General features: G+C 46.2%; 17 protein-coding genes. 4 read left to right on the top strand and 13 right to left on the bottom strand.

What is annotated here, in order from left to right; all coding sequences use genetic code 11:
• Positions 1-22 precede the first annotated feature (22 nt).
• The 8 genes from pxpA to BTA30_RS10530 form a co-directional block, all read right to left on the bottom strand.
• Positions 23-784 carry a 5-oxoprolinase subunit PxpA gene (gene pxpA, locus BTA30_RS10565; RefSeq protein ID WP_076761218.1) on the bottom strand — a complete coding sequence of 254 codons (762 nt, stop codon included), beginning with the start codon at positions 782-784 and terminating at the stop codon, positions 23-25.
• A 288-nt stretch (positions 785-1,072) separates the two neighbouring features.
• Positions 1,073-1,828, bottom strand: coding sequence for a Cof-type HAD-IIB family hydrolase (locus BTA30_RS10560; protein WP_076761217.1), 756 nt, complete (start codon positions 1,826-1,828; stop codon positions 1,073-1,075).
• A gap of 73 nt (positions 1,829-1,901) precedes the next feature.
• Positions 1,902-2,855: a transketolase family protein gene (locus BTA30_RS10555; RefSeq protein ID WP_076761216.1), complete on the bottom strand. Its 954-nt coding sequence runs from the start codon at positions 2,853-2,855 to the stop codon at positions 1,902-1,904.
• Complete coding sequence (locus BTA30_RS10550) at positions 2,852-3,682, bottom strand: transketolase (RefSeq protein ID WP_076761215.1); 831 nt, start codon at positions 3,680-3,682, stop codon at positions 2,852-2,854. Before BTA30_RS10550 ends, BTA30_RS10555 begins: the two co-directional genes overlap by 4 nt.
• Before the next feature lie 12 nt (positions 3,683-3,694).
• The gene (ulaA, locus tag BTA30_RS10545; protein WP_076761214.1) at positions 3,695-5,068 is read right to left on the bottom strand and encodes a PTS ascorbate transporter subunit IIC; all 1,374 of its coding nucleotides are present in this window, start codon (positions 5,066-5,068) and stop codon (positions 3,695-3,697) included.
• A 21-nt stretch (positions 5,069-5,089) separates the two neighbouring features.
• The gene (locus BTA30_RS10540) at positions 5,090-5,371 is read right to left on the bottom strand and encodes a PTS sugar transporter subunit IIB (RefSeq protein ID WP_076761213.1); all 282 of its coding nucleotides are present in this window, start codon (positions 5,369-5,371) and stop codon (positions 5,090-5,092) included.
• 17 nt (positions 5,372-5,388) lie between these two features.
• Positions 5,389-7,437, bottom strand: a complete 2,049-nt coding sequence (locus tag BTA30_RS10535) for a BglG family transcription antiterminator (protein ID WP_076761212.1) — start codon at positions 7,435-7,437, stop codon at positions 5,389-5,391.
• 339 nt (positions 7,438-7,776) lie between these two features.
• Entirely contained in the window at positions 7,777-11,628 is a 3,852-nt protein-coding gene (locus tag BTA30_RS10530; protein WP_076761211.1) for an isopeptide-forming domain-containing fimbrial protein, read from the bottom strand.
• 649 nt (positions 11,629-12,277) lie between these two features.
• Between BTA30_RS10530 and BTA30_RS10525 the strand changes: the two genes are divergently transcribed.
• Entirely contained in the window at positions 12,278-12,994 is a 717-nt protein-coding gene (locus BTA30_RS10525; RefSeq protein ID WP_125921359.1) for a YrpD family protein, read from the top strand.
• A gap of 44 nt (positions 12,995-13,038) precedes the next feature.
• Here BTA30_RS10525 and BTA30_RS10520 read toward each other — a convergent pair whose 3' ends face one another.
• Positions 13,039-13,461: a 3-hydroxyacyl-ACP dehydratase FabZ family protein gene (locus tag BTA30_RS10520; protein WP_076761209.1), complete on the bottom strand. Its 423-nt coding sequence runs from the start codon at positions 13,459-13,461 to the stop codon at positions 13,039-13,041.
• A 61-nt stretch (positions 13,462-13,522) separates the two neighbouring features.
• Between BTA30_RS10520 and BTA30_RS10515 the strand changes: the two genes are divergently transcribed.
• Positions 13,523-13,918, top strand: a complete 396-nt coding sequence (locus tag BTA30_RS10515; RefSeq protein ID WP_076761208.1) for a VOC family protein — start codon at positions 13,523-13,525, stop codon at positions 13,916-13,918.
• A 59-nt stretch (positions 13,919-13,977) separates the two neighbouring features.
• On the opposite strand, the gene BTA30_RS10510 is transcribed toward BTA30_RS10515, so the two are convergent.
• The gene (locus BTA30_RS10510; RefSeq protein ID WP_076761207.1) at positions 13,978-15,618 is read right to left on the bottom strand and encodes an SLC13 family permease; all 1,641 of its coding nucleotides are present in this window, start codon (positions 15,616-15,618) and stop codon (positions 13,978-13,980) included.
• Between the two features lie 228 nt (positions 15,619-15,846).
• Here BTA30_RS10510 and BTA30_RS10505 point away from each other — a divergent pair, with 228 nt between their 5' ends.
• Both BTA30_RS10505 and BTA30_RS10500 read left to right on the top strand, forming a co-directional pair.
• Positions 15,847-16,530: a GntR family transcriptional regulator gene (locus BTA30_RS10505; RefSeq protein WP_076761206.1), complete on the top strand. Its 684-nt coding sequence runs from the start codon at positions 15,847-15,849 to the stop codon at positions 16,528-16,530.
• Positions 16,527-17,510 carry a glycerophosphodiester phosphodiesterase family protein gene (locus BTA30_RS10500; protein ID WP_076761205.1) on the top strand — a complete coding sequence of 328 codons (984 nt, stop codon included), beginning with the start codon at positions 16,527-16,529 and terminating at the stop codon, positions 17,508-17,510. The genes BTA30_RS10505 and BTA30_RS10500 overlap by 4 nt, the downstream gene beginning before the upstream one ends.
• A gap of 38 nt (positions 17,511-17,548) precedes the next feature.
• Here BTA30_RS10500 and cobA read toward each other — a convergent pair whose 3' ends face one another.
• The 3 genes from cobA to nirB form a co-directional block, all read right to left on the bottom strand.
• Positions 17,549-19,012: a uroporphyrinogen-III C-methyltransferase gene (gene cobA / locus BTA30_RS10495; protein WP_076761204.1), complete on the bottom strand. Its 1,464-nt coding sequence runs from the start codon at positions 19,010-19,012 to the stop codon at positions 17,549-17,551.
• A 231-nt stretch (positions 19,013-19,243) separates the two neighbouring features.
• A complete protein-coding gene (gene nirD, locus BTA30_RS10490) occupies positions 19,244-19,564 on the bottom strand; it encodes a nitrite reductase small subunit NirD (RefSeq protein WP_076761203.1) in 321 nt (106 codons plus the stop codon).
• 30 nt (positions 19,565-19,594) lie between these two features.
• Positions 19,595-22,015 carry a nitrite reductase large subunit NirB gene (gene nirB, locus BTA30_RS10485; protein WP_076761202.1) on the bottom strand — a complete coding sequence of 807 codons (2,421 nt, stop codon included), beginning with the start codon at positions 22,013-22,015 and terminating at the stop codon, positions 19,595-19,597.
• Between the last annotated feature and the right edge of the window lie 42 nt (positions 22,016-22,057).

Here is a 22,057-nt window from a genome sequence, read left to right as displayed (position 1 = left end):
TGTATTCCTCCTTTTGTCAGCATCATGTTGAAAAAGCTTGTACATTAATATCTGAAAACTTTAGTTCCCGGCGGATTTTTTGCGCAAACTGCAGCGCATGTGCGCCATCGCCGTGAATACATATCGTATCTGCTTTAAGACCGACATCAGTCCCCTGCAGACTGCGGACTTTTCCTTCCTTGACCATACGGATCACTTGAGCAACCGCTTCATCATCATCTTGAATCAGCGCATCATCCTGCAAACGGGAGGTCAGTGTCCCGTCTTCTTGATATGTACGGTCAGCAAACACTTCATGCGCCGTTTTCAAACCGGCTCTTTCTCCCGCAAGCACGAGCTCACTTCCCGCCAATCCGAACAAAATCAGGTCGGGGTCTGTTTTATAGACCGCATGAGCAATCGCATCCGATAGTTCTCTGCTCTTTGCAGCCATATTATAAAGTGCACCATGAGGCTTTACATGCTGCATCTTAACGCCTTCGGCTTTTAAAAATCCGGACAGTGCGCCAATTTGATAAACAACGAGATCATATGCTTCATCTGGCGTAATGGCCATATTTCTCCGGCCGAATCCCGCTAAATCCGGAAGACCGGGATGCGCGCCGATTTGAACCCCTTTTTCAGCAGCCATCTCAACGGTTTTCCGCATGACGCCCGGATCTCCGGCATGAAATCCGCAAGCAATATTGGCCGATGTGACAAATTCGAGAATATCCTCATCAAGTCCTATTTTGTAGGCGCCGAAACTTTCTCCAAGATCACAGTTTAAATCAACAAGATTCATCATAGTCCCCCCTATTTATTGATGCCGCAATTCATCGAATTTTAGTATATCCCTTTTTGTTCCGATTTTCGGAACCTTAATTCCGAATAATCAAACTTAGAATGATTATATCAGGGATTTTCCTTCTTGGCATCACATTGTTAGAAAACCTAACATAAAATAAATCGATTTTCCTAAAAATTTGCGGTCGAAGAAGCGCTCTTCACGCGTTTGATAAGAAGTTTTGAGAAGCATGAATGTTTTGCTGTCCAACAAAAAAAGAGCCCGACCTGAGGCTCTTTTTATCGGCTAAGACAATACCCAATGTCTGATCGCTTTGGCGACGCCGTGTTCTGTATTTTGATCTGTAATCCAGTCTGCTGTTTCCTTGACGATGTCCTGAGCGTTCCCCATTGCGACGCCCAATCCGGCCTCTTTGATCATGGCGATGTCATTTAAGCTGTCGCCAACAGCCATCACATTTTCCATTGTAAAGCCGAGGCGCTCGGACACTTTTGCCAAAGCAGCTGCTTTATTAATGCCGAGGGCGTTTACTTCAATATTGGTCGGACTGGAATTTGTGACTTCGAGTTCTTTGTTCTTTTTCAGCTCCTCCAAGACCCGATTCCTGACATCATCATCCGGAATGTCGAACCCGAATTTCAGCCATTCATAAGACTGTATATCTTCGGGAAACTCGCCTCTCCACACTTTATCGACACTGGACGCCCAGAAATCGGTATTGTGCGTATTCCGCAAATCCCACATCATCTGCACATGATCGGGATGGAGCAGCTGGCGTTCGACTAAGTTAAAGGAAGAATCCCAGATTTCACTTCCGTTTGCCGTGATCAAATATGAAGACAGCTCCAAAGACTCTGCCAATTCGCGGCACGTCATCAGGGTCCGTCCGGTGCTGACCACGACATAAACCCCTTTTTCTTCGGCTTCTTTAATCGCTTTTCTATTTTCATCTGAAATGGTCTGTTCATCATTCAACAACGTCCCATCCATATCCAATGCTACAAGCTTCACATCGATTCGATCTCTTTGACTGACTGACACGATATTCAGATACCTCCACTTTTTTAGGCTTCTATCTATTCTAATATAAAAATCGGCCAGGACAAAGAGTTTCCTAAACAAGCTGTACAGCCGCCTGAGCAATATGTTCCGCAGTCAAATGATAAAATTCTTTCAAATAATCCGTATCCCCGACCTGTCCGAATGCTTCGTGCACCCCGATTCTCTTAAGAGGAACCGGACAATGTTCACTCAGCACTTCCGCAACTGCGCTGCCCAAGCCGCCGATGACATTATGATTTTCAGCAGTGACAACCGCTTTTGTTTTTTCTGCATAATGGATCACGGTTTCTTTGTCGATCGGCTTCATGCAGTACATGTCGATGACCGCAGCCTCTATGCCTTTTGCCTTTAGCAGTTCAGATGCTTTTAACGCTTCAGCAACCATGATTCCGCTGGCAAAAAGCGCCGCGTCACTCCCATCTTTCAGCACTTTTGCTTTTCCGCCTTCAAATGTTTCATGTTCACCATAAAGTTTGACCGCTTTTTTCCTCATCGAACGGATATAGTGAATCCCGTATTCTCCGGCTATTTTCTTCAAAAGAAAGGCCAGCATGGCCGCATCACTTGCTTCATATACAAATGCACCTGGAATCAGGCGGACCAGGCCCAAATCTTCAAAAGCCATATGGGTTCCACCGTTATGTTCAGCGGTAATCCCTGAATCAGATCCGAAAATTTTAATGTTCGTTTTGGCATAGGCTCCTGAGACAAACAGCTGGTCAAAACAGCGCCTTGTCGCAAACTGGGCGAACGTATGGACAAACGGAATTTTCCCGGTCAGGGACAGCCCGGCGGCCACCCCTATCATATTAGCTTCCATTACACCGCAATTGATGACTTGCTCCGGAATTTTCCGTTTGATTTTATCCATGGAGATCGAACTCATCAAATCCGCTTCCAAAGCAATGATCTCCTTGTTTTCCTTTGCCATTTCGAAAATGACTGAGCTGTAGGCCTGCCTCATTTCAATCGCGTCAAGCTCTCCCACGGCTGACGGCTGGCTCATGTCCTCACTCCCTTTTCTTCAAGCTCACGGATGCTCTTCTCAATCAGGAGGTTTTGTTCGTCATTCGCTCTAATATGATGGCTGTTATCCATTCTTTCAAAATATGGGACACCTTTGCCTTTCACTGTATCAAGGATGATGGCAGCCGGTTTTTCCCGCTGCGCCCCTCCCCTTTCAATCGAATCAAAGATTGCCGCTGTATCATGTCCGTTCACTCTTTCGGAATAAAACCCGAAAGCCTCAAATTTACGGACAAAATCCAACGGGTCGATAATATCTTTTGTCGGTCCGTCAAGCTGCTGTTTATTATCGTCTACGAACACATAAAGGTTGTGGAGCTTATGATGGGCCGCAAACTGAACGGCTTCCCAGCATTGCCCTTCATTCAGTTCTCCGTCGCCGACAATGACAAAGGTGCGGTTTGGCCGGCCGGAAAGCTTGTGCGAGAGCGCGGCGCCAACCGCGGCTGAAATCCCCTGCCCGAGTGATCCCGTCGTCATATCGACTCCCGCCGTTAAATTCCGATCAGGGTGTGACGGAAGAGCCGTGCCGTTTTGATTCAATGTATAGAGAACCTCTTCCTCAAAAAATCCTGACAGATGCAGCGCCGCATAAAGCGCAGGTCCGCCGTGCCCTTTTGACAAGATAAAATAGTCTCTTTCTTCCCAGGCCGGATTTGCGGGGTCAAATTTCATGACCTTTCCATACAATACGGCTAACACTTCAGCGATTGACAGGCTTCCTCCATAATGGCCAAAACCAAGATGATGCAGCTGTTTCAGCGTCAGCAGCCTGATTTGGCTGCATAAGCGAGCGATTTCACGCATCAAACCCCTCCTTTAAGCTTCAGCTTTCTGATCGGATTCCGGCTGCTTTTTTTGTCTAAAGCCGAGCAGGACACTAACGGCTGCGACAGCTGCTATGCCAATAGTGATCCCGGCCGGGCCGAGCAGCTTCACCGCATTTCCAAGAACAATACCTGTCGCGGCAAAATCGGTATCAGAAAATGTCGTATTGGCAACCCCTAAATCACCCATGACAGGCAGAAGAAATACAGGGAAGAACGTGATGATCAGCCCGTTGACAAAGGAACCCAAGACTGCTCCTCTTATGCCTCCGGCCGCATTTCCAAACACCCCGGCCGAGGCACCCGTAAAGAAGTGGGGAACCACTCCGGGAAGAATGATGACGGCTCCGGCTGCACCGAGAATGAACATACCGGTGATTCCTCCCGCAAAGCTACAAAAAAAGCCGAGCAATACCGCGTTTGGCGCGTACGGAAAAATGATCGGGCAATCAAGCGCAGGTTTGGAATCGGGCACAAGCTTGTCGGATATTCCTTTAAAAGCCGGGACGATCTCTGCGAGCACAAGTCTGACGCCTGAAAGGATGATAAACACCCCTGCCGCAAACGTAACCGCCTGAATGACTGAGAATACAAGGTAATGCGTACCACCGCTCAGCTCGCCTTCGACATAGCCGGCCCCCGCAAATAATGCAATGAAAACGTACAGTACGGTCATGGTAAGCGCAATGCTGACAGAACTGTCCCTTAAAAAGCCGAGGCCTTTTGGAAAACGGATATCTTCCGTTGAACGCGAGCCTTTTCCGACAGCTTTTCCAATTAATCCTGACAAACAATAGCCGATCGATGAAAAATGGCCGAAAGCAACTTTGTCATTGCCTGTTATTTTTCTCATAAACGGCTGAACGGTTGCCGGAAATATCCCCATTGCCAGACCGAGCGAAACTGCGCCGACGCCGATCAAGAGCGGTCCTTTCAAACCTGCGACCGCCAAAATCACTGCGATTAAACAAGCCATGTACAATGTATGGTGTCCTGTCAAAAAAATATATTTTAATCTTGTAAAACGGGCGATTAAGATGTTGGCAAACATCCCAAAAAACATGATCAGCGCTGTTGCCGTGCCGTATTCGTTAAGGGCCATGGCGACAATCGCTTCATTGTTCGGGACAACGCCGTTAACATGAAAGGCCGCCTGAAACATTTTCCCAAACGGTTCGAGCGAGTTTACAAGAATCCCGGCACCGGCCGAGATGACGATAAAACCTAAAAATGATTTCGTCGTCCCTTTCACAACTTCATTGGCAGGCTTTTTCTGAAGGATAAGCCCAATAAGAGAAATGATTGCTATTAAAACGGCGGGCTGGCTTAAAACATCCACGATCAGCTTCAGTGCTCTTTCACCCATTTGCAACTCTCCTTTCTGTTTTTAAAGCACTCCTTTGTCCTGCAATGTTTTTACCAGTTTTGTTTTCAGTTCATCCTTATCGATGATGCTTTCAAGCACGACCATGTCTCCCAAATGGGATGCACCTTCGGCAATATCTTTGGCGACGACAAATAAATCCGCCTGATCACGCGATGCCGAGCTTAAATCAGAATGATTGACCTCTATGCCTTCTGTTCCAAGTTCCGTTAAAATATCCTGAATGTTCATTTCAAGCATAAAGCTGCTGCCAAGGCCTGATCCGCAAACCGCCAATATTTTCATAGTGAAAACCTCCTGTTTTAATAGGATGAATATGCTTTGATTAAATCTCTTACACGCTCCATTGATTCAGTTTCCTTCAAGACATTCTGATTATCTTTATTGCTGAGGAGGCGAGTCAGTTGTGAAAGCGCCTTCAAATGTGTGGTTTGATCAACGGCCGCAATACAAAACAAAAGCTTTACAGGGTATTGTTTATCATCTAAAAAATAGACGGGCTTTTTCAGCTTCAGCAGGCTCATCCCTACTTTGTTCACGCCCATTTCAGGCCGCGCATGAGGAATGGCAATCTCCGGGCCGATGATCATATAAGGACCCATCGTTTTGACATTGTCGATCATGGCGTCTGTGTATTCTTCTTGAATCACCTCCTTATCGAGCAAAGGTTTTGCCGCTTTTTTGATCGCTTCTTCCCAGCCTGTGATTTGATCGGCCATTTGAATGGTTTCATCTGTCAACAGCTCTTTCAGCACTGGTCGTTTCCTCCTTATTTCCGTTGCTTTTTGCAGGAACACAATATCTTTCAATGAGTCTCTCAGCCCTTTTTCATCAATGATGCGGACGTGTTTATTGAGCAGTTCAATAAACTCCTCTGTCAGTATTTCTCTTTGCTTGATGCCAAACAGATTCTGATACACTTCATTGACAAGCCTGCTCTTTTCAGCGGGGGTCATTAGCGGCTCGGCTATGTAATAATGCCTTTCCGTCTCAAGTTCAATGGTAGAAAACACCGCGTCATACTGGTCAAAGAGCTCGGGTGTGTATTCTTGTAAAGACAGCGTCTTTTCTACACAAATTTCGGAAAACAAAGACTCAAGCTGGCGTTTGACCATAAGTGATGAACTGACCCCGCCCGGACAAATGATGACAGCTGTCTTTTTGAACGAATTTGTCTGTATGGGTTTTTCAAGCATTGCACAGAAGTGAATCGTAATAAAACCGATTTCTTCTTCCGGTATCGGAATGTTCAGACAAGATTCAAACGGCTGAACGAGCTTTTGCACGATCGTATACAATTCTTTATGATCTTTTTTTATTTTATTTAATAGAGGATTGTGGATTGGAATGCGGTATTTCATCCTGAAATACGCCGGCTTTATGTGGCGGTATAGGGATTCAGCCACTTCATTTCGCTTTGAGAAGGTAATGCAGGCTCTTGATTCAAATTCGAGAACAAGCTTTTCGCACATCTGAAAAAGAGGATCGTCTGCTGAGCGGCTTCCAAAAGAAAGTCCTAAAAGCTGGATCATGACATAGCATACTTCTGTTTTGTATGTTGGGATGTACAGTTTTTCCAATAGCTTTTCTGCCGCGAATCTCAACGGATTTTGCTTTAACATTTCTTTTTCTTCCTGATGAAGCTGGATCACCTTGCCCTCTGCCACTCTGAGGGAATACAGCTTTAGGAAATGGATAAATTCATTCAGCCTTTCTTCAACAAACTGAAGATGGAATTCTTCGGATATAGAATCGATCGCTGTTTTTATGCCCTCTGTGCCGCCCGATGCCCCGGAGGTTTTTAAAATATACCGAAGCATTTTTTTTCCGTACGGCTTTCGCAAAAAAGAAGACAGGTAATGCATGACAGGAACCCTTTTGTCGAATTCGCTTCCTTTTAAATGATAGCCCTGATGCCTCGTATAGCCGACGGCGACCAAAAATGGATGTAACGCTTCATTTGCTTTTTTTACATCATTCATTACCGTGTTTTTGCTGACCTGCAACAGCTGTGTCAGATGAGCGGATGAAATCGGCTCTCGCCTGATAAAGAGGAAGATGTAAAGAGCTTTGATTCGTTCTTCCTGGGTGAAAATAAAGGAATATTTTCCGTCTGCTCCTGTTCGATTTCTTGTTAATTGAAGCACTTCTTCCGGAACGACCACCGTGTTTTTTCTTTTATATTCAATTTGGGGAAGCTTGTTCCCGGCCAGCCAATGATTGATTTTTTCAAAATCATAATAGATTTGGCGTTTTGTTAATTGAAAATGATCGATCAGCTGATGCATCGTAGCTTCTTTCACACGGACTAAATATTGGAGCAGATTGGCCGGGCGTTTCTCAGTGATCATCTCAATATCCTCCTTGCTGTCATCTTACAATAAAATGTTTTTATTCCGTTTGCTGTTTGAGCACAAATAACAGGACTTCAGATCCGCAAAATTGGGCTGAATAAAAGCAGCGCCTCCGCAATATAGTCAAAACCTCTTAACATATCAGAAAACAAACCGAGACAATTCATCGACTTTTCTAATGGTGAAAATTTGGCGGAATTGTCATGTGTTAAAGATGGCCGGCTTGTATTAATATATGTATTGATATTTTCATTTTCCCAACTTGTTCAAAAGCATAAGAAAAGGGTCGCCAAATTGTTGATTTAGCGACCCTTCCAACTCTAAAACAATTTTGTTCTAGACATTTCGTTTTCTTCTAAAATACCAAAGGCCTGCCCCGGCTCCCAGCAGCACAAAGCCCGCAAGAAGCAAGTTAAACATATTTGTTGCCGTATCCGGAAGCTCATTTCTTCCATCTGTCTTTTGCTCTGTATCCTTAGGCTCTGATTTGCTTGGCTTTTCCGGTTTAGCTGGTTCATTAGGTTCATTCGGCTTTTCCGGCTTCTTCGATTCGACCGTGATGTCTGTTCCCGGTTTATCAGGATCATCGACATTTCCGCCGTCTACGACTGCCACGTTTTTAATTGTTTTGCCCGCATAGCCTGATTCTACTTTCGCTTGGAATGTCACTGTCCGCCACTCGGTATCGCTCACATCGCCGAAATTCGCTTTAACCTTGCCATCTTCAAATGTTCCTTCACCGCCGTGGCTTACTTTTAAACTTCCTTCTACATATGTCAGACCGAACGGAAGTTCATCCGAAATCGTCAGGTTTTCCACTCGGCTGTCCGTTACCGTGTTGCGGGTTTTAATCGTGTAGACTACCGTGTCTCCCGCTTCATACTTGTCCTTTTCTGCATCAAGGTTCTTCGCTATTTTCTTTGATTCAAGCTTAGGGTCTTTCGGATCAACTTTGATGTCTGTTCCCGGCTTATCAGGATCATCGACGTTTCCGCCGTCAACGGTTGCTACGTTTTCAATCGTTTTGCCGGAATATCCGGACTCGATCTTCGCTTGGAATGTCACTGTCCGCCACTCGGTGTCGGTGACATCGCCAAAGTTCGCTGTGATCTTGCCGTTTTCAAATTTCACTTCCCCGCCGTTGCTTGCTTTTAAGCTGCCTTCCACATATGTGAGGCCGGCTGGAATTTCGTCTGAAATGACGAGATTTTCAACCTTACTGTCCGTTACCGTGTTGCGGGTTTTAATCGTGTAAACCACCGTGTCGCCTGCTTCATACTTCTCCTTGTTTGAATCAAGGTTTTTCGCCGTTTTTTCCGACTCTAACACAGGATCACGCGGATATACTTTGACTTCGTGGTTCGGCTTATCAGGAGTATCAACATTGTCGCCGCCGACTTTCGCCGTATTGACAATATCTTTGCCCGCTTGACCGGCTTTGACTTTCACTTCGAATGTCACCGTATGCCACTTCGTGTCAGTGACATCGCCAAACTGGCCTGCCGCCTTGCCATGGGCATAATGGCCTTGATCATCATCCTGGGCATCGCTCACCGCTGTACCGTCCACTTTTAATGTACCTTGAACATATTCAAGTCCTTCAGGAATCACATCTGAGATGACGAGATTTTTCACCAGGCTGTCATCGATCGTGTTTCGAGTCTGGATCGTGTAAAGAAGGGTGTCTCCCACTTCGGGATGAGCTTCATCCGTGTTTCCTTCCGCTTTTTCTTGAAGGTTTGCTGTTTTCTTTGATTCAAGCTTAGGGTCTTTCGGATCAACTTTAATGTCTGTTCCCGGCTTATCAGGATCATCGATGTTCCCGCCGTCGACATCTGCGACGTTTTCAATCGTTTTACCCACATAGCCGGACTCGATCTTCGCTTGGAATGTCACTGTCCGCCACTCGGTGTCGGTGACATCGCCAAAGTTCGCTGTGATTTTGCCGCCTTCGATTGTCGCTTTGCCGCTATGGCTTGCTTTTAAGCTGCCTTCGACATACGTGAGGCCGGCTGGAAGTTCATCTGAAATGGACAGATCTTCCACATTGCTTTCAGTAATTTTATTTCGGGTCTTGATGGTGTAGACAACTGTGTCGCCTACTTCAAATTTATCCTTGTCTGCATCCAGATTCTTCGCCGTTTTTTCCGACTCTAACACAGGATCGCGCGGATATACTTTGACTTCGTGGTTTGGTTTATTAGGCTTGTCAACATTGTCGCCGCCGACGTTTGCCGTATTAACAATATCTTTTCCCGCTTGTCCAGGCAGCACCTTCACTTCAAATGTCACATTATTCCATTTCATGTCGGTTATATCACCGAATTGACCATCCACTTTGCCGTCGGCATAAAAGCCCTGGTCATCGTCTTGGGCGTCACTTACTGCAGTGCCGTCCACTTTCAAGGTACCCGGGACGTATTCCAGTCCTTCCGGAATTGCATCAGAAATGACGAGATTTTTGACAAGACTGTCTTCGGAAATATTTCGAGTCTGAATCGTGTACAGAAGCGTATCCCCTACTTCAGGATGGTCTGCGTCTGTATTACCTTCCGCTTTTTCCTGAATGGCTGCCGTTTTCTTTGACTCCAACTCCGGATTTCGCGGATAGACTTTGACTTCGTGATTAGGCTTATCAGGAGTGTCAATATTGTCTCCCGTGACGTTTGCGGTGTTGACAATATCCTTACCAGCTTGGCCGGACTTTACCTTCGCTTCGAATGTCACGGTATGCCATTCGGTGTCCTTGACATCCCCGAACAAGCCCGCTGCTTTGCCATTGGCGTAATGTCCCTTATCACCGTCTTGAGCATCGCTCACCGCAGTGCCGTCTACTTTCAGTGTGCCCGGGACATACTCCAGTCCTTCCGGAATCGCGTCTGAGATCGCGAGATTTTTCACCAGGCTGTCTTGAGAGGTATTTCGGGTCTGAATCGTATAAAGAAGCGTATCTCCCACTTCCGGGTGATCGGCATCCGTGTTTCCAGCTGCTTTTTCTTGAATAGCTGACGTTTTCTTTGATTCAAGTTTAGGCTCATTAAAAATGATCGGTGTCGTCACTTCATTTGATTCCGTTTGATCATTTTTATTCGTTAACAAATTTTTGTAGTTGATTTGCGCCTTGTTGTTAACTTTTGTAACCGCATAATCCGTCAGCGTTTTCACTTTAAATTGGACGGTGACTCCATTAGGCAGGTCGGTTGTATTAGGCAAATTCCCTAGTTTCACGTTTACCTTGCTGCCGTCAAAATGGCCTTCATCGCTGTCCGAAGCATCAGTTAGATTTTTGGTTGTTGAACCGTTGATCAATTTTAACGATCCAGGGACATATTTCGTGCCCTCTGGGATTAGGTCAGTGAAGTTCGCACCGGCGGCGATATCTCCGCCTTCGTTTTTGACTTGAACCGAATATGTCAACTCATCACCGGCGTGCACTTCTCCCTGTGGAGAAACTGACTTATTTGCCGTGACACACGGCTCTGTGCCCAGGAAGATATCGTCCAAAAAGTTGCCGGCTCCTAAGCTTCCGCCGGCTGAACTCACCGCCTCAAAACCAAATCGCGTTGTCGTCTGTCCTGCCGGGACGGTATAAGATCCTGTATGGGTTCCCCATGCAGTTTTCCCATCAGACAGTTGTTTTTGGACCACGGTATCGTATGGGTTAGCAGTTGCCGCACCAATGCGGACCTGCATCGTGTCAACCCCTCCACGCCCCATATGGGATAAGCGCCAATAAATCGTTTGTCCAGGCGTTGTCTTCACGTCTTGATACAACATACCGTTTTCAAAAGCATTTAATTCCGCCCACCGGTTTCCATCAGGAGGCGCAGGGAAATTTTTTACGGATGCAGGGAGATTCTCTGCATAATTCCATAGTTCAATGACTTTATAACCAACGGCATCGTCAGTCGTCTTCCAGCCAGGAACCTCAGATTCATGAAAAAAGTAACCCGAATTATTATAGGCAGTTCCTCTGGCAGCACCTTGCTCAAAGCTTCCGTTAATCAGCGCGACAGGTGCCGGGCAAGGGTTATCTGCCGCCGGGCTTACCCCGGTATTATCCTCAGCATGGATCTGCTCAGGCAAAACGGTCAGCAGATTGCTGATGACTAATAAAAAGACAGCTAATAGCATAAAACTTTTTTTGATCTGCAGTTTGCAAGACCTAGGAATAAAGCCCTTTCGCATCAACATCTCACTCCAATAGTCCTTTTTTAAAACATGACATTCACCATAACTGTTACCATTCGTCAAAATATTAATAATATTTTGAAATTTGTTCTTAATATGACCCCCTTTCGGTGATTAAAATACAACTAAATAGTTGTATTTTTCACAATATGACAAAATATTCGTATTTTTTTAATAACGTAGATGAATATCGAAAAACAGCAGCTTTATAGTCTCTGAATCTGCTTTTTTGCATTGGTTTGACGAAAGGAGATGTAGATCGGAGTATCGTTCGGCACTTACGTCGGCAGCATTTTCAGCTCACCCAACTGCATCGATTTTCCCCAGGACAAGTTACTTGTGATGGGTTTTTATTGAACAGAGGAATGACTTATTTGATCAAGTCGAAACAAAATTTCTGCCAACCCCCACATCGATTCGTTCATCGTTTTTAGCGGCATTTGCCTGCGAAAATAAAAAAACAGATGTTCTTCAAGGATCATCTTATAATAAAACCTATACATTTTGTTTGTCGATTGAGCACAAATGAAGGGACTTCATATTTACAAAATTGGTCTGAATCCGACATTTTGTCGATTTATTTCCACAAACAGAATTCCAAAAAACGGTATAATTAAGACTGATAACACAATGAACAGGAGGAATTTTGTTGAAAAAATGGTTGATGGCAAGTGCAGTTGGTACAGCGGTCCTTTTTACAACATTTTCAGGAGGCATCCCGGGCCTTCCAAGTACAGACGCCCAAGTCGCAAAAGCAGCTTCACAGCTGCCTAATGGGATCGGCGGGCGTGCCTATCTGAACAGTACAGGCTCTGTTTTCACGGCTAAAATCAAGCTTCCCGATACGATACAAATCGAAAACGCTACCGCTTATATTTATTCCGGCTTCCGCGCGAAAAATGGAACCGAGTCAGATATCGGCCTTCAGTACAGCACCGTCTACAAGGTCTGGAAACCGCTCATGAAGGTCGGTTCAAAAAATGAGGAAACGTATATCGAGGGGAAAGAACAATTCACAAATCATAAAGGCTTCCGTCCTGGAAGCACGGTGCAAATGACGATCTATAAGAACTTGAATGGGAATACCCGCGCGACCTTCTGGGGAACGAACAATGACGGCTATACCGGACGCATCATCATGGAAATTCAAGGAACGAACATCGGCACCCTTTTAAAATGGAAAACGCTTGCCACCGCCGCGGTATCGTCTGAGAGCCAGCGGTCTTCCATCACAGCCGGCTTTTCAACCTCTTTTACCAATATCACAATCGACCAAAAGGCGGTCACACCTGTCGTGGATACACAGGATTTCGCAAAAGTTATCCCTTCCGGCAACAATGTCACGATTTCCGTGAAGAAATAACGTTAAGCAGCATAAGGCCGCCGGCAATACCGGACGGCCTTTTCTTATTTTCCACTCTCCATAAAAATCCCCAGTTCGGCTTCCGCAATCTTTCTGCCGTTTACAGACGCCAGTCCTTTCCCAAATAAAAATCCCCGTTTATAGCGCACCGCTTCAAAATAAAGATCAAGCTTGTCTCCCGGAAGCGCCATGCCGCTGGACTCAGCCTTTTTGACAGAGGAAAGAAATCCGAGCCCGGTATGATCCCCCATTGCGGTGAACGCCGCGATTTGCGCCAGGGCCTCGATGATAAGGGAAAACGGCATGTCCTTTTGGGTATCTGTTATAAACCAGTCGTTTTCCGATATTAATTTATATCCTTTCGCCCACTTGCCAGGGTCATTTTCAACAACGCGGTCAACCAATAAAAATGGGTATTGGTGCGGCAATGCTGCCATAGTCACAGTCATCATCCTTTTTATTCTCATTATACCACCTCTCTTATCTGCTTTGGCTTAGGGTATACTGAGAAAAAAGGAGGAATCCAGATTGAAAAGCGCAAATCCTTATCTCTTTATAGACGGCTGTAAAAAAGCAGTCGCATATTATCAAGAAGCACTGGGCGGAGACGTTCAAAATATTCAGCTTGCTGACGGCATCGAGATGTTCAAAGGACATGAAGGAAAATATCTGCATGCCGAACTTCACCTCGGAAACAGCATCATCCATTTCTCCGACGTTTTTGGAAAGGTTGAAAAAGGAGACCATGTCGGCATTACATTGGAGTGTGAAAATGAGGATGAAATCCGCCGGGTGTATGATGCGCTGAAAAGCGGCGGACACGCGGCTCTGGAATTGCAAAAAACGTTTTGGGGCGCGCTGCATGCGAATGTGACGGACAAGTATGGAGTCAGATGGCTGCTGAATTATCAAATGCAAGCTTAGGCAGACGGACTAAATCATGACATAAAGCCGGGCGCTAACATGCCCGGCTTTACTTTCATTTAATTTGATTTCAGCTGATCAGGAAAGACGGTCAAATCTACTCCCCAAAGATGAGGAAGAATATAGAACACAGCCCCGACAATTAAAATCAATGTAAAGATGTTAATGACAAAGCCCGTCCTGACCATTTCGCTGATCTTTAATTTTCCCGACGCGAAAATAATCGCATTCGGAGGCGTTCCGACCGGAAGCATGAAAGCACAGTTCGCCGCCATTGCGGCAGGCACCATCAGCGCAAATGGATGCACATTCAGCGCCAAAGCAAGCGATGCCAGCACCGGCAAAATCATGGTAGCCGTGGCCGTATTAGACGTGATTTCAGTCAAAAACAGCACCAATGTTGCTGAGATGACGACAATGATGACAAAGTTAAACCCGTCCAATATCGTCAGCTGTCCGCCGATCCATTCGGCCAGCCCCGTTTCTTTAAAGCCCGTTGCAAGCGCGAGCCCTCCGCCGAACAACAGCAGAATTCCCCACGGCAAGTCTTTTGACACCTTCCAGTCCAAGACCCTCCCGCCTTTATTCAGCGATGGGATGAGGAAAAGCAATGAAGCTGCAAAAATCGCAATCATTGTATCATTGATGCCCGGTATCCTCTCTTCCCATAAAAATGTTCTCGTCACCCACATAAATGCGGCAAATCCGAACACAAGCAGCACCATTGTTTCTTCAAAACGAATGTTCCCGAGCTTTCTTTTTTCTTCCAGAATTAATTCTTTTCCGCCTGGAAGCTGTTTTATTTTGATCGGGTGTGCAACCTTTGTCAAGTACAGCCATACCGCCACAAGCAAAACGACAACAACCGGAACGGCAAAGGCCATCCAGCCTCCGAAAGAGACTTCAACCCCGTAGAGCTTTTGAATATTGGCTGCCAAAATAATGTTTGGCGGTGTGCCAATCAGTGTACCAAGTCCGCCGATCGTACCCGCATACCCGATGCTGAAGATGAGAGCCTTTGAGAATCTCGCTTCTTCCCCTGCCAGATCTTTTCTCTCAGACTTCATGACAGCTGATACCTGATGGATGATAGCGGTTCCAATTGGCAGCATCATCATAACGGCGGCCGTGTTTGAAACCCACATGGACAAAAATCCTGTGGCAGCCATAAACCCGAGAACAATTCTTGACGTACTGGTGCCGACGACGAAAATAATGTTAAGAGCAATCCGTTTATGGAGATTCCAGCGCTCCATGGCAAGGGCAATGAGAAATCCTCCTAAAAACAGAAACACGATCGGATCGCCATAGCTTGCTGTGACAGCAGAGCTTTCCAGTGCTCCCGTCAGCGGCAGCAGCACGATCGGCAGCAGGGATGCCGCAGGAATCGGCACAGCTTCCGTGATCCACCAAACCGCCACCCATAAAGTAGTCGCCAATACCATGCGGCCTTCATAGCTCAGCCCCTCAGGAAAAAAGAACAAAATGACGGCGAAAAACAGTGCAGGCCCGAGAAGCAAACCAATCTTTTGCGGCGTTTTATAGCTTGGCGGCTTTTCGTCTTTCATGGCCTGATCCGCCTTTATATTTAACCCGGCATCTTTTCCAGCTTTGACTGGCATAGCGAACAAAAGCAGCTTTTTTGCTTCCCGGTGTGACCTCCAAAGCATATCCCATGCTGTTGCAACACTTGATTTCATAATAATTCCCCCTTCCCCTATGTCGATAAAGCGCTTACAATAATAATTAAAAAATAATCTGCCGACTGTCGACAGCTATAATTCAATTATAGCTGACACAGACTCGCAGTCAACAATTTTTTGTCACAAAACGATCAATTTTGTGGAAAATTAAGGTTGGGGGTTTCCCTCGATTTCTGCTAGACTATTAGTGATTTCTGTCAGCGAAAAATGAATGAGGTGAACAGCGTGAAGTTTTCGATACAACGTGCACTCTCTTACCATGATCAAGTCCACCATTATTTAAAAGATATGATTATTAAAGGGGAATATCAGCCTGGTGAGCGAATCTACGAAGCAAAAATCGCCAGAGAACTTCAGGTCAGCCGGAGCCCTGTAAGAGAAGCCATACGGACCCTTGAGCAAGAAGGCCTCCTGTTGATTGACGACAAATCAAGAATTACAGTATATGAACCGACCATTAAAGACTTGGAAGACATCTATCAATGCCGTCAAGCGCTCGAATCACTGGCCGTCGCTTTGGCGACGCGCCTTGCAGCAAATGAAACGCTGGAGCTCATAGCAGAAACGCTGCGCGAAGCGAATCATCAATTTGAAATACAAAGCTGCGGCTCGGCCAATGCTCTCCTTCACTTGAATACGAAATTTCATGATTTAATCATAGAAGCGAGCGAAAATATCCGTCTGCAAAAACAGCTCCTGGACTTGCGGTCGCTCACCTTTTTCTATCGAAGCAAAAACCTTGAAAAACGAGAGCGCAGTTTTGACATCATCAGCCAGCACGAGGAGATTTTCCGGCACATCCAGGAAAGAAACGAGACAAAAGCGGCTGAGTCGATGAAAAGACACATAGAAGCTGACCTTGATTATTTAAAAACGGTTTTGTTCCCTTCATTTACAGAGAATCCATGAAAAAACGAAAAAAGCTTTCAAAGAGAAAAGTCTGGTGGATTTTCCTTTTATTTATTGCCTTTATATATGTCGGCAACTCTTCTTTTCTCGTAAAAGAACGGAGCGGAAAGCCGGTGCTTTTGGCGCATAGAGGACTGTCACAGACCTTTCGTATGGAAGGGATCACGAATGATACATGCACGGCTGAGCGAATTGATCAGCCGGAACACTCTTATCTTGAGAATACATTGCCTTCAATGGAAGCAGCTTTTGCAGCCGGAGCAGATATCGTAGAACTCGATATTAAACCGACTAAAAACGGGAAATTCGCCGTGTTTCACGATTGGACGCTCGATTGCCGGACAAACGGCACAGGGATGACAAAGGATTATACAATGGCTGAATTAAAAAAACTTGATATCGGTTACGGCTATACCGCTGACCACGGAAAAACACATCCTTTTCGCGGCAAAGGCATTGGCCTTATGCCGTCGCTTGATGAGGTTCTTGAACGTTTTCCACATCGTTCGCTTCTCATCCATATCAAAAGCAATGACCTGAATGAAGGCGTGCAACTGGCAGGGAAACTCGCCGAACTTCCGCAAAAACGGCTGAACAAGCTGACTGTATATGGCGGCGATGAACCGATTGCAGCTTTAAAGAAAGAGCTTCCCTCACTGCGGGTCATGTCAAAAGAAACGATGAAAAGCTGTCTCATTCCATATATTTCAGCCGGCTGGACAGGATTTATTCCGGACACCTGCAAACATACGCAATTGCACATTCCTGAAAAGATTACTCCTTGGCTGTGGGGATGGCCGGATCGATTTTTGAACCGGATGGATAAAGCAAATACGCGGGTGATTGTGACGGGCGAAAGCGGCAGTCATTTCTCAAGCGGCTTTGATACACCTGAAGATATCAAGCGCCTTCCGGAATATTATACAGGGGGCATCTGGACAAACCGAATTGATCGGATTGCACCTTTATACGAAAAATAATGACAGATGGCAAAAAGCAGGGAATTCCCCTGCTTTTTTTAGCGGTTTATGATGCAGACTTCCGGTCTGTCATGTTTCAGCTCATTTAAATAATCTTCAAGGGAGACATCCTCCCCAGGAACATGAACATGCTTCAATCCAAAATCAACAGCGGCTCTTCCCGCTTCTTCGCTAAGGCAGACGGCATGGAGGTCTGCAGCATCCTCAGGCGGCATGCCGATGCTGCCTGCCTCTTTCATAAAAAGCTCGACACATTTTCTATTCGAAAACAGGATGATATCAATTGGAAATTCATTCATTTCCCTTTTCATAATCGATGTAAAACGGCCGTCGATCATTTGATCATGTGTAATGAACGTCTCACAATCGGGATGGGGGTTATTTTGAACGGCCTGCCGGCTGCCGATGATTAAACATGCGCCCGAAAAAGGCATATCCTTCCGCAGACAGGCTAGAAATCCCCGATCTTCAAGCGCTGCTTTTACTAAAGGCTCTGAAGCGTAAAGCCTGGCGCGTATTTGTCTAACATCGATTTTCAGGGCTTTACATCGGCTGAAAAACTCATCCACCGCTCTCTGCGATGTGAACAGCAGACTGTCGAAACGAGCGATCTGACGCAAAACCACATCTTTCTCCGCCGTTTTAAGCGGCTTCCATTTTGGCCATTCAATGACCTCAGCACCTTGTTCCCGCAATGCGTCTGCCGGCAGGCTTTCTTCTTCTCCGCTTTGAACGGCCATGATATTCAGGCCGATTAACGGCTTTTCTTCAAACCAGCTGTGCTGCCGGAAAGAGACGATATCGCCGATGACGATAATCGCAGGATTTTTAATATGATGCTCCGTTATTTTTTGCCGGATATCCTGCAATGTTCCTTTTACACTGCGCTGGCGGCTCCATGTGCCCCATTGGATCACCATCACGGGAACAAAAGGAGACTTGCCGTTTTTGATCAGCTGCTCGCATATATAGTCCAGATTTTTGATGCCCATATAGAAGATGAGCGTTTGAACGCCCCTGGCAAGCCCTTCCCAATCCATATCCGGTTTTCCAGATTTATCATGAGCGGTAATGACGGCAAAGGATGAAGCAAAATCGCGGTGGGTCACAGGCAATCCGGCATAAAGAGGCGCTGCGATTCCAGAGGTAATCCCCGGCACCATTTCATACGGTATGCCGTGTTCGCTAATGGCGGCCGCTTCTTCTCCGACTCTGCCGAACACACTGGGGTCCCCCCCTTTCAGCCTGACGACATGAAGGCCTTTTGAACCTTTATCGATCAAAAGAGCGTTGATTTCACTCTGCTTCATAAAATGCCGGTTGGGAAGCTTCCCGCAATAGATGAATTCACAAGATGCTTTTGCATGCTCAAGCAGCCGGGCATTGACCAGCCTGTCATACAAAATGACGTCGGCCGACTCTATCAACGCTTTTCCTTTTAATGTGATAAGCCCTGAATCTCCCGGTCCAGCTCCTATAAAATATACTTTCCCATTCCCCATCAACTGTCATCCTTCCATCTGCCGATTCTGTGAATGCGTTTGATTTTAAATATAAAGATGGATCACATCAGGAGTGATCCAATGAGGCTGCCGCTTTCACCCATATTCTTCAACATTCAGATTTTCAGTGCGCCCCCGCTGACCATTAAGCGGAAAAAGAATGGCGGCGTTTGGCAAAACGCCGGCACCGGCATCCTTTTCTCCCTAGAGCAGCGAATCTGTCAATCTTGTTTAATAGACAATAAACAGGTCTTCCCCTTCAACCACTGTTTCATAGGTTTGGATACAACCTGTATCCGGCTCTTGAACTTTGCCGTCCTCAAGGCTGATCTTCCAATCGTGCATCGGACAGAATACGAATTCGCCGCTTACCATTCCTTCGGCAAGCACGCCCCCTTTATGGGGGCAGCGGTTTTCAACCGCGCGGACGCCGCCGTTTGAAAGCTTGAATACCGCTATTTCCTTACCTTCGATAACCACTGTCTTTCCCAGTTGATTCGGCAAATCGCCGATTTTCGCAACATATACCTTTGTTAAGTCTTTGTTCACCATGTGAATTCCTCCTCAAGATGGTTTCTATCGTTAAGAAGTGACAACATTTTCGAATAGCTGCTTTGTTGTCTTTTCATCTTCCAAAAAGTTCTTCCACGGATCTTTGTGGACAGACAGGGCTTCATTGATACGGTCATTCAGCTCTTTTCGTTTTGCTTCATCGTTCAATACGGACTGGACGTGTTCCAGGCCGACGCGTTCGAGCCATGCGGACGTCCGCTCTAAATAGTTGGCCGTTTCCCTGTAATATTGGAGGTAAGCGCCTGTCACCTCAATGACTTCTTCAGTCGTTTTGACTTTCATTAACAGGTCGCCGGCGCGCAGATGCGTCCCTCCGTTTCCGCCGACATAAATTTCCCAGCCTCCGTCAATACCGACGACACCGACATCTTTGATACCGGACTCGGCACAGTTTCTCGGACAAGCGGAAACTGCCATTTTAATTTTGTGAGGCGTGTAGAGGCCCTCGAATTTTTTCTCAAGGTCGATTCCGAGCGCCATTGAGTCTTGCGTACCGAAGCGGCAGAACTGTTCGCCTACACACGTTTTAACCGTTCTGAGCGTTTTTCCGTAAGCAAAACCTGAAGGCATGTCAAGATCAGTCCATACTTTCGGAAGGTCTTCTTTTTTGACGCCGATTAAGTCGATCCGCTGACCGCCCGTCATTTTCACAAGAGGAATGTCATATTTGTCGACAACATCGGCGATGCGCCGCAAATCATTCGCATTGGTGACACCGCCATACATCCGCGGTACGACGGAATATGTGCCGTCTTTTTGGATGTTGGCGTGCATCCGTTCATTAACGAAACGGGATTCTCTTTCATCTTCATATTCTTTCGGATTGATCATGCCAAGGTAGTAGTTGAGCGCAGGGCGGCATTTGGAACAGCCCTCTGCCGTTTTCCAGCCGAGCACATTCATGACTTCTCTCGTATGTGTCAGGCCTTTCTCTTTGATTTCGGCTACCACTTCATCTCTTGAAAGGTCAGTACATCCGCAAATCGCTTCTTTTTGGGCGGATGCGTCAAATTCTGAGCCGAGTGTATGCTGGAGAATCTCCGCTACAAGCGGTTTACAGCCTCCGCAAGAGCGGGAAGCACCGGTGCAGGCTTTGATTTCATCCGTTGACGTACAGCCTTGTTCTTTAATGGCCTGCACGATCATTCCTTTTGAAACGCCGTTGCAGCCGCAGACGATCTCATCATCACTCATTGCCGCAGTAATGCTCATGCCTTCCTCTTGATTCAAAGGCTGCAAGATTGAAACTTTAGAAGTTTCTGAAATGTCGGCTCCTTTTTGAATCATCGAAAACAATCTGTTGCCTTCACTGCTGTCGCCGAATAATACGGCTCCGATGATTTGATTTCCACGCAGCACGATTTTTTTATAGATGCCGTCCTGTTCGTCAAACACCTTGAGCGCTTTTTTGCCTTCATCATCGTCCTCATTGAAGTCGCCTGCGGAAAATACCTCGACTCCGGAAACCTTTAACTGTGTTGATAAAACAGAACCTTCATACGGCTTCGTCTCAACGCCGCAGATTTTCTTGGCCATTACTTTGGCCTGCTCATAAAGAGGCGCGACAAGCCCATAGGCAATTCCTCTATGTTCGGCGCATTCCCCGACAGCATAGATGTGAGGGATTTCAGTCTCCATATAATCATTGATGATCAGCCCTCTGTTGACTGGGACTCCGCAGTCTTTTCCAAGCTGAACGTTCGGTTTGATTCCGACTGCCATGACGACCAAATCAGCATCAAGCGTTGATCCGTCTTTAAATTTTAATCCTTCTACACGTTCATCTCCGTAAATTTCTTCTGTTTGCTTTTCAAGCAGAAATGTCATGCCCTGTTTTTCCAATTCCTTTTGCAAAAGACGGCCCGCAGTCGCGTCAAGCTGGCGTTCCATTAAATATGGCGCAAGATGAATAACGGTGACGTCCATGCCAAGGTTGAGCAGTCCGCGCGCAGCTTCAAGGCCCAGCAAACCGCCGCCGATGACAGCCGCTTTTTTGTACGTTTTGGAAGCCTCGAGCATGACATCCGTATCCTTGATATCGCGGAAAGCCGTAACACCTTCTTTATCCGCTCCAGGCAATGGCAGAATAAAAGGGAGAGAACCTGTCGCCAATATCAGTTCATCATAAGGCTGAACCCTTCCGGAATCAGTTGTCACGGTTTTGGCCTCAGGATCGACTTTGACAACCTCTTCACCTGTAAATAGCTGAATGCCGTTTTCTTCATACCAATCCCAATCATTCAGTGTAATGTCTTTAATATCCGTATCTCCCTGCAGCACTTTAGAAAGAAGAATTCGGTTATAGTTCGGATGCGGCTCGTTTCCGAAAATCGTGATTTGAAATTGCTCGCTTGACACTTTGAGTATCTCTTCAATGGCCCTGACCCCGGCCATACCATTCCCAACAAGGACTAGCTGCTTTTTTTTCACTATGATCCTCCCCTTTTTCAAAACAATTCACAATGTCGTCCA

This window comes from Bacillus swezeyi, assembly GCF_001969815.1.
GTDB classification, from domain to species: domain Bacteria; phylum Bacillota; class Bacilli; order Bacillales; family Bacillaceae; genus Bacillus; species Bacillus swezeyi.
The sequence above is the reverse complement of the archived record's forward strand: the minus strand, read 5'-3'. Positions and strand labels throughout refer to the sequence as shown.

Coding starts and splice junctions, on each gene's coding strand:
- pxpA (WP_076761218.1), bottom strand. CDS start 784: ATGAATCTTGTTGATTTAAACTGTGATCTTGGAGAAAGTTTCGGCGCC.
- BTA30_RS10555 (WP_076761216.1), bottom strand. CDS start 2,855: ATGAGCCAGCCGTCAGCCGTGGGAGAGCTTGACGCGATTGAAATGAGG.
- BTA30_RS10550 (WP_076761215.1), bottom strand. CDS start 3,682: ATGCGTGAAATCGCTCGCTTATGCAGCCAAATCAGGCTGCTGACGCTG.
- ulaA (WP_076761214.1), bottom strand. CDS start 5,068: ATGGGTGAAAGAGCACTGAAGCTGATCGTGGATGTTTTAAGCCAGCCC.
- BTA30_RS10540 (WP_076761213.1), bottom strand. CDS start 5,371: ATGAAAATATTGGCGGTTTGCGGATCAGGCCTTGGCAGCAGCTTTATG.
- BTA30_RS10535 (WP_076761212.1), bottom strand. CDS start 7,437: ATGATCACTGAGAAACGCCCGGCCAATCTGCTCCAATATTTAGTCCGT.
- BTA30_RS10530 (WP_076761211.1), bottom strand. CDS start 11,628: ATGCGAAAGGGCTTTATTCCTAGGTCTTGCAAACTGCAGATCAAAAAA.
- BTA30_RS10520 (WP_076761209.1), bottom strand. CDS start 13,461: ATGAGAATAAAAAGGATGATGACTGTGACTATGGCAGCATTGCCGCAC.
- BTA30_RS10510 (WP_076761207.1), bottom strand. CDS start 15,618: ATGAAATCAAGTGTTGCAACAGCATGGGATATGCTTTGGAGGTCACAC.
- BTA30_RS10500 (WP_076761205.1), top strand. CDS start 16,527: ATGAAAAAACGAAAAAAGCTTTCAAAGAGAAAAGTCTGGTGGATTTTC.
- cobA (WP_076761204.1), bottom strand. CDS start 19,012: ATGGGGAATGGGAAAGTATATTTTATAGGAGCTGGACCGGGAGATTCA.
- nirD (WP_076761203.1), bottom strand. CDS start 19,564: ATGGTGAACAAAGACTTAACAAAGGTATATGTTGCGAAAATCGGCGAT.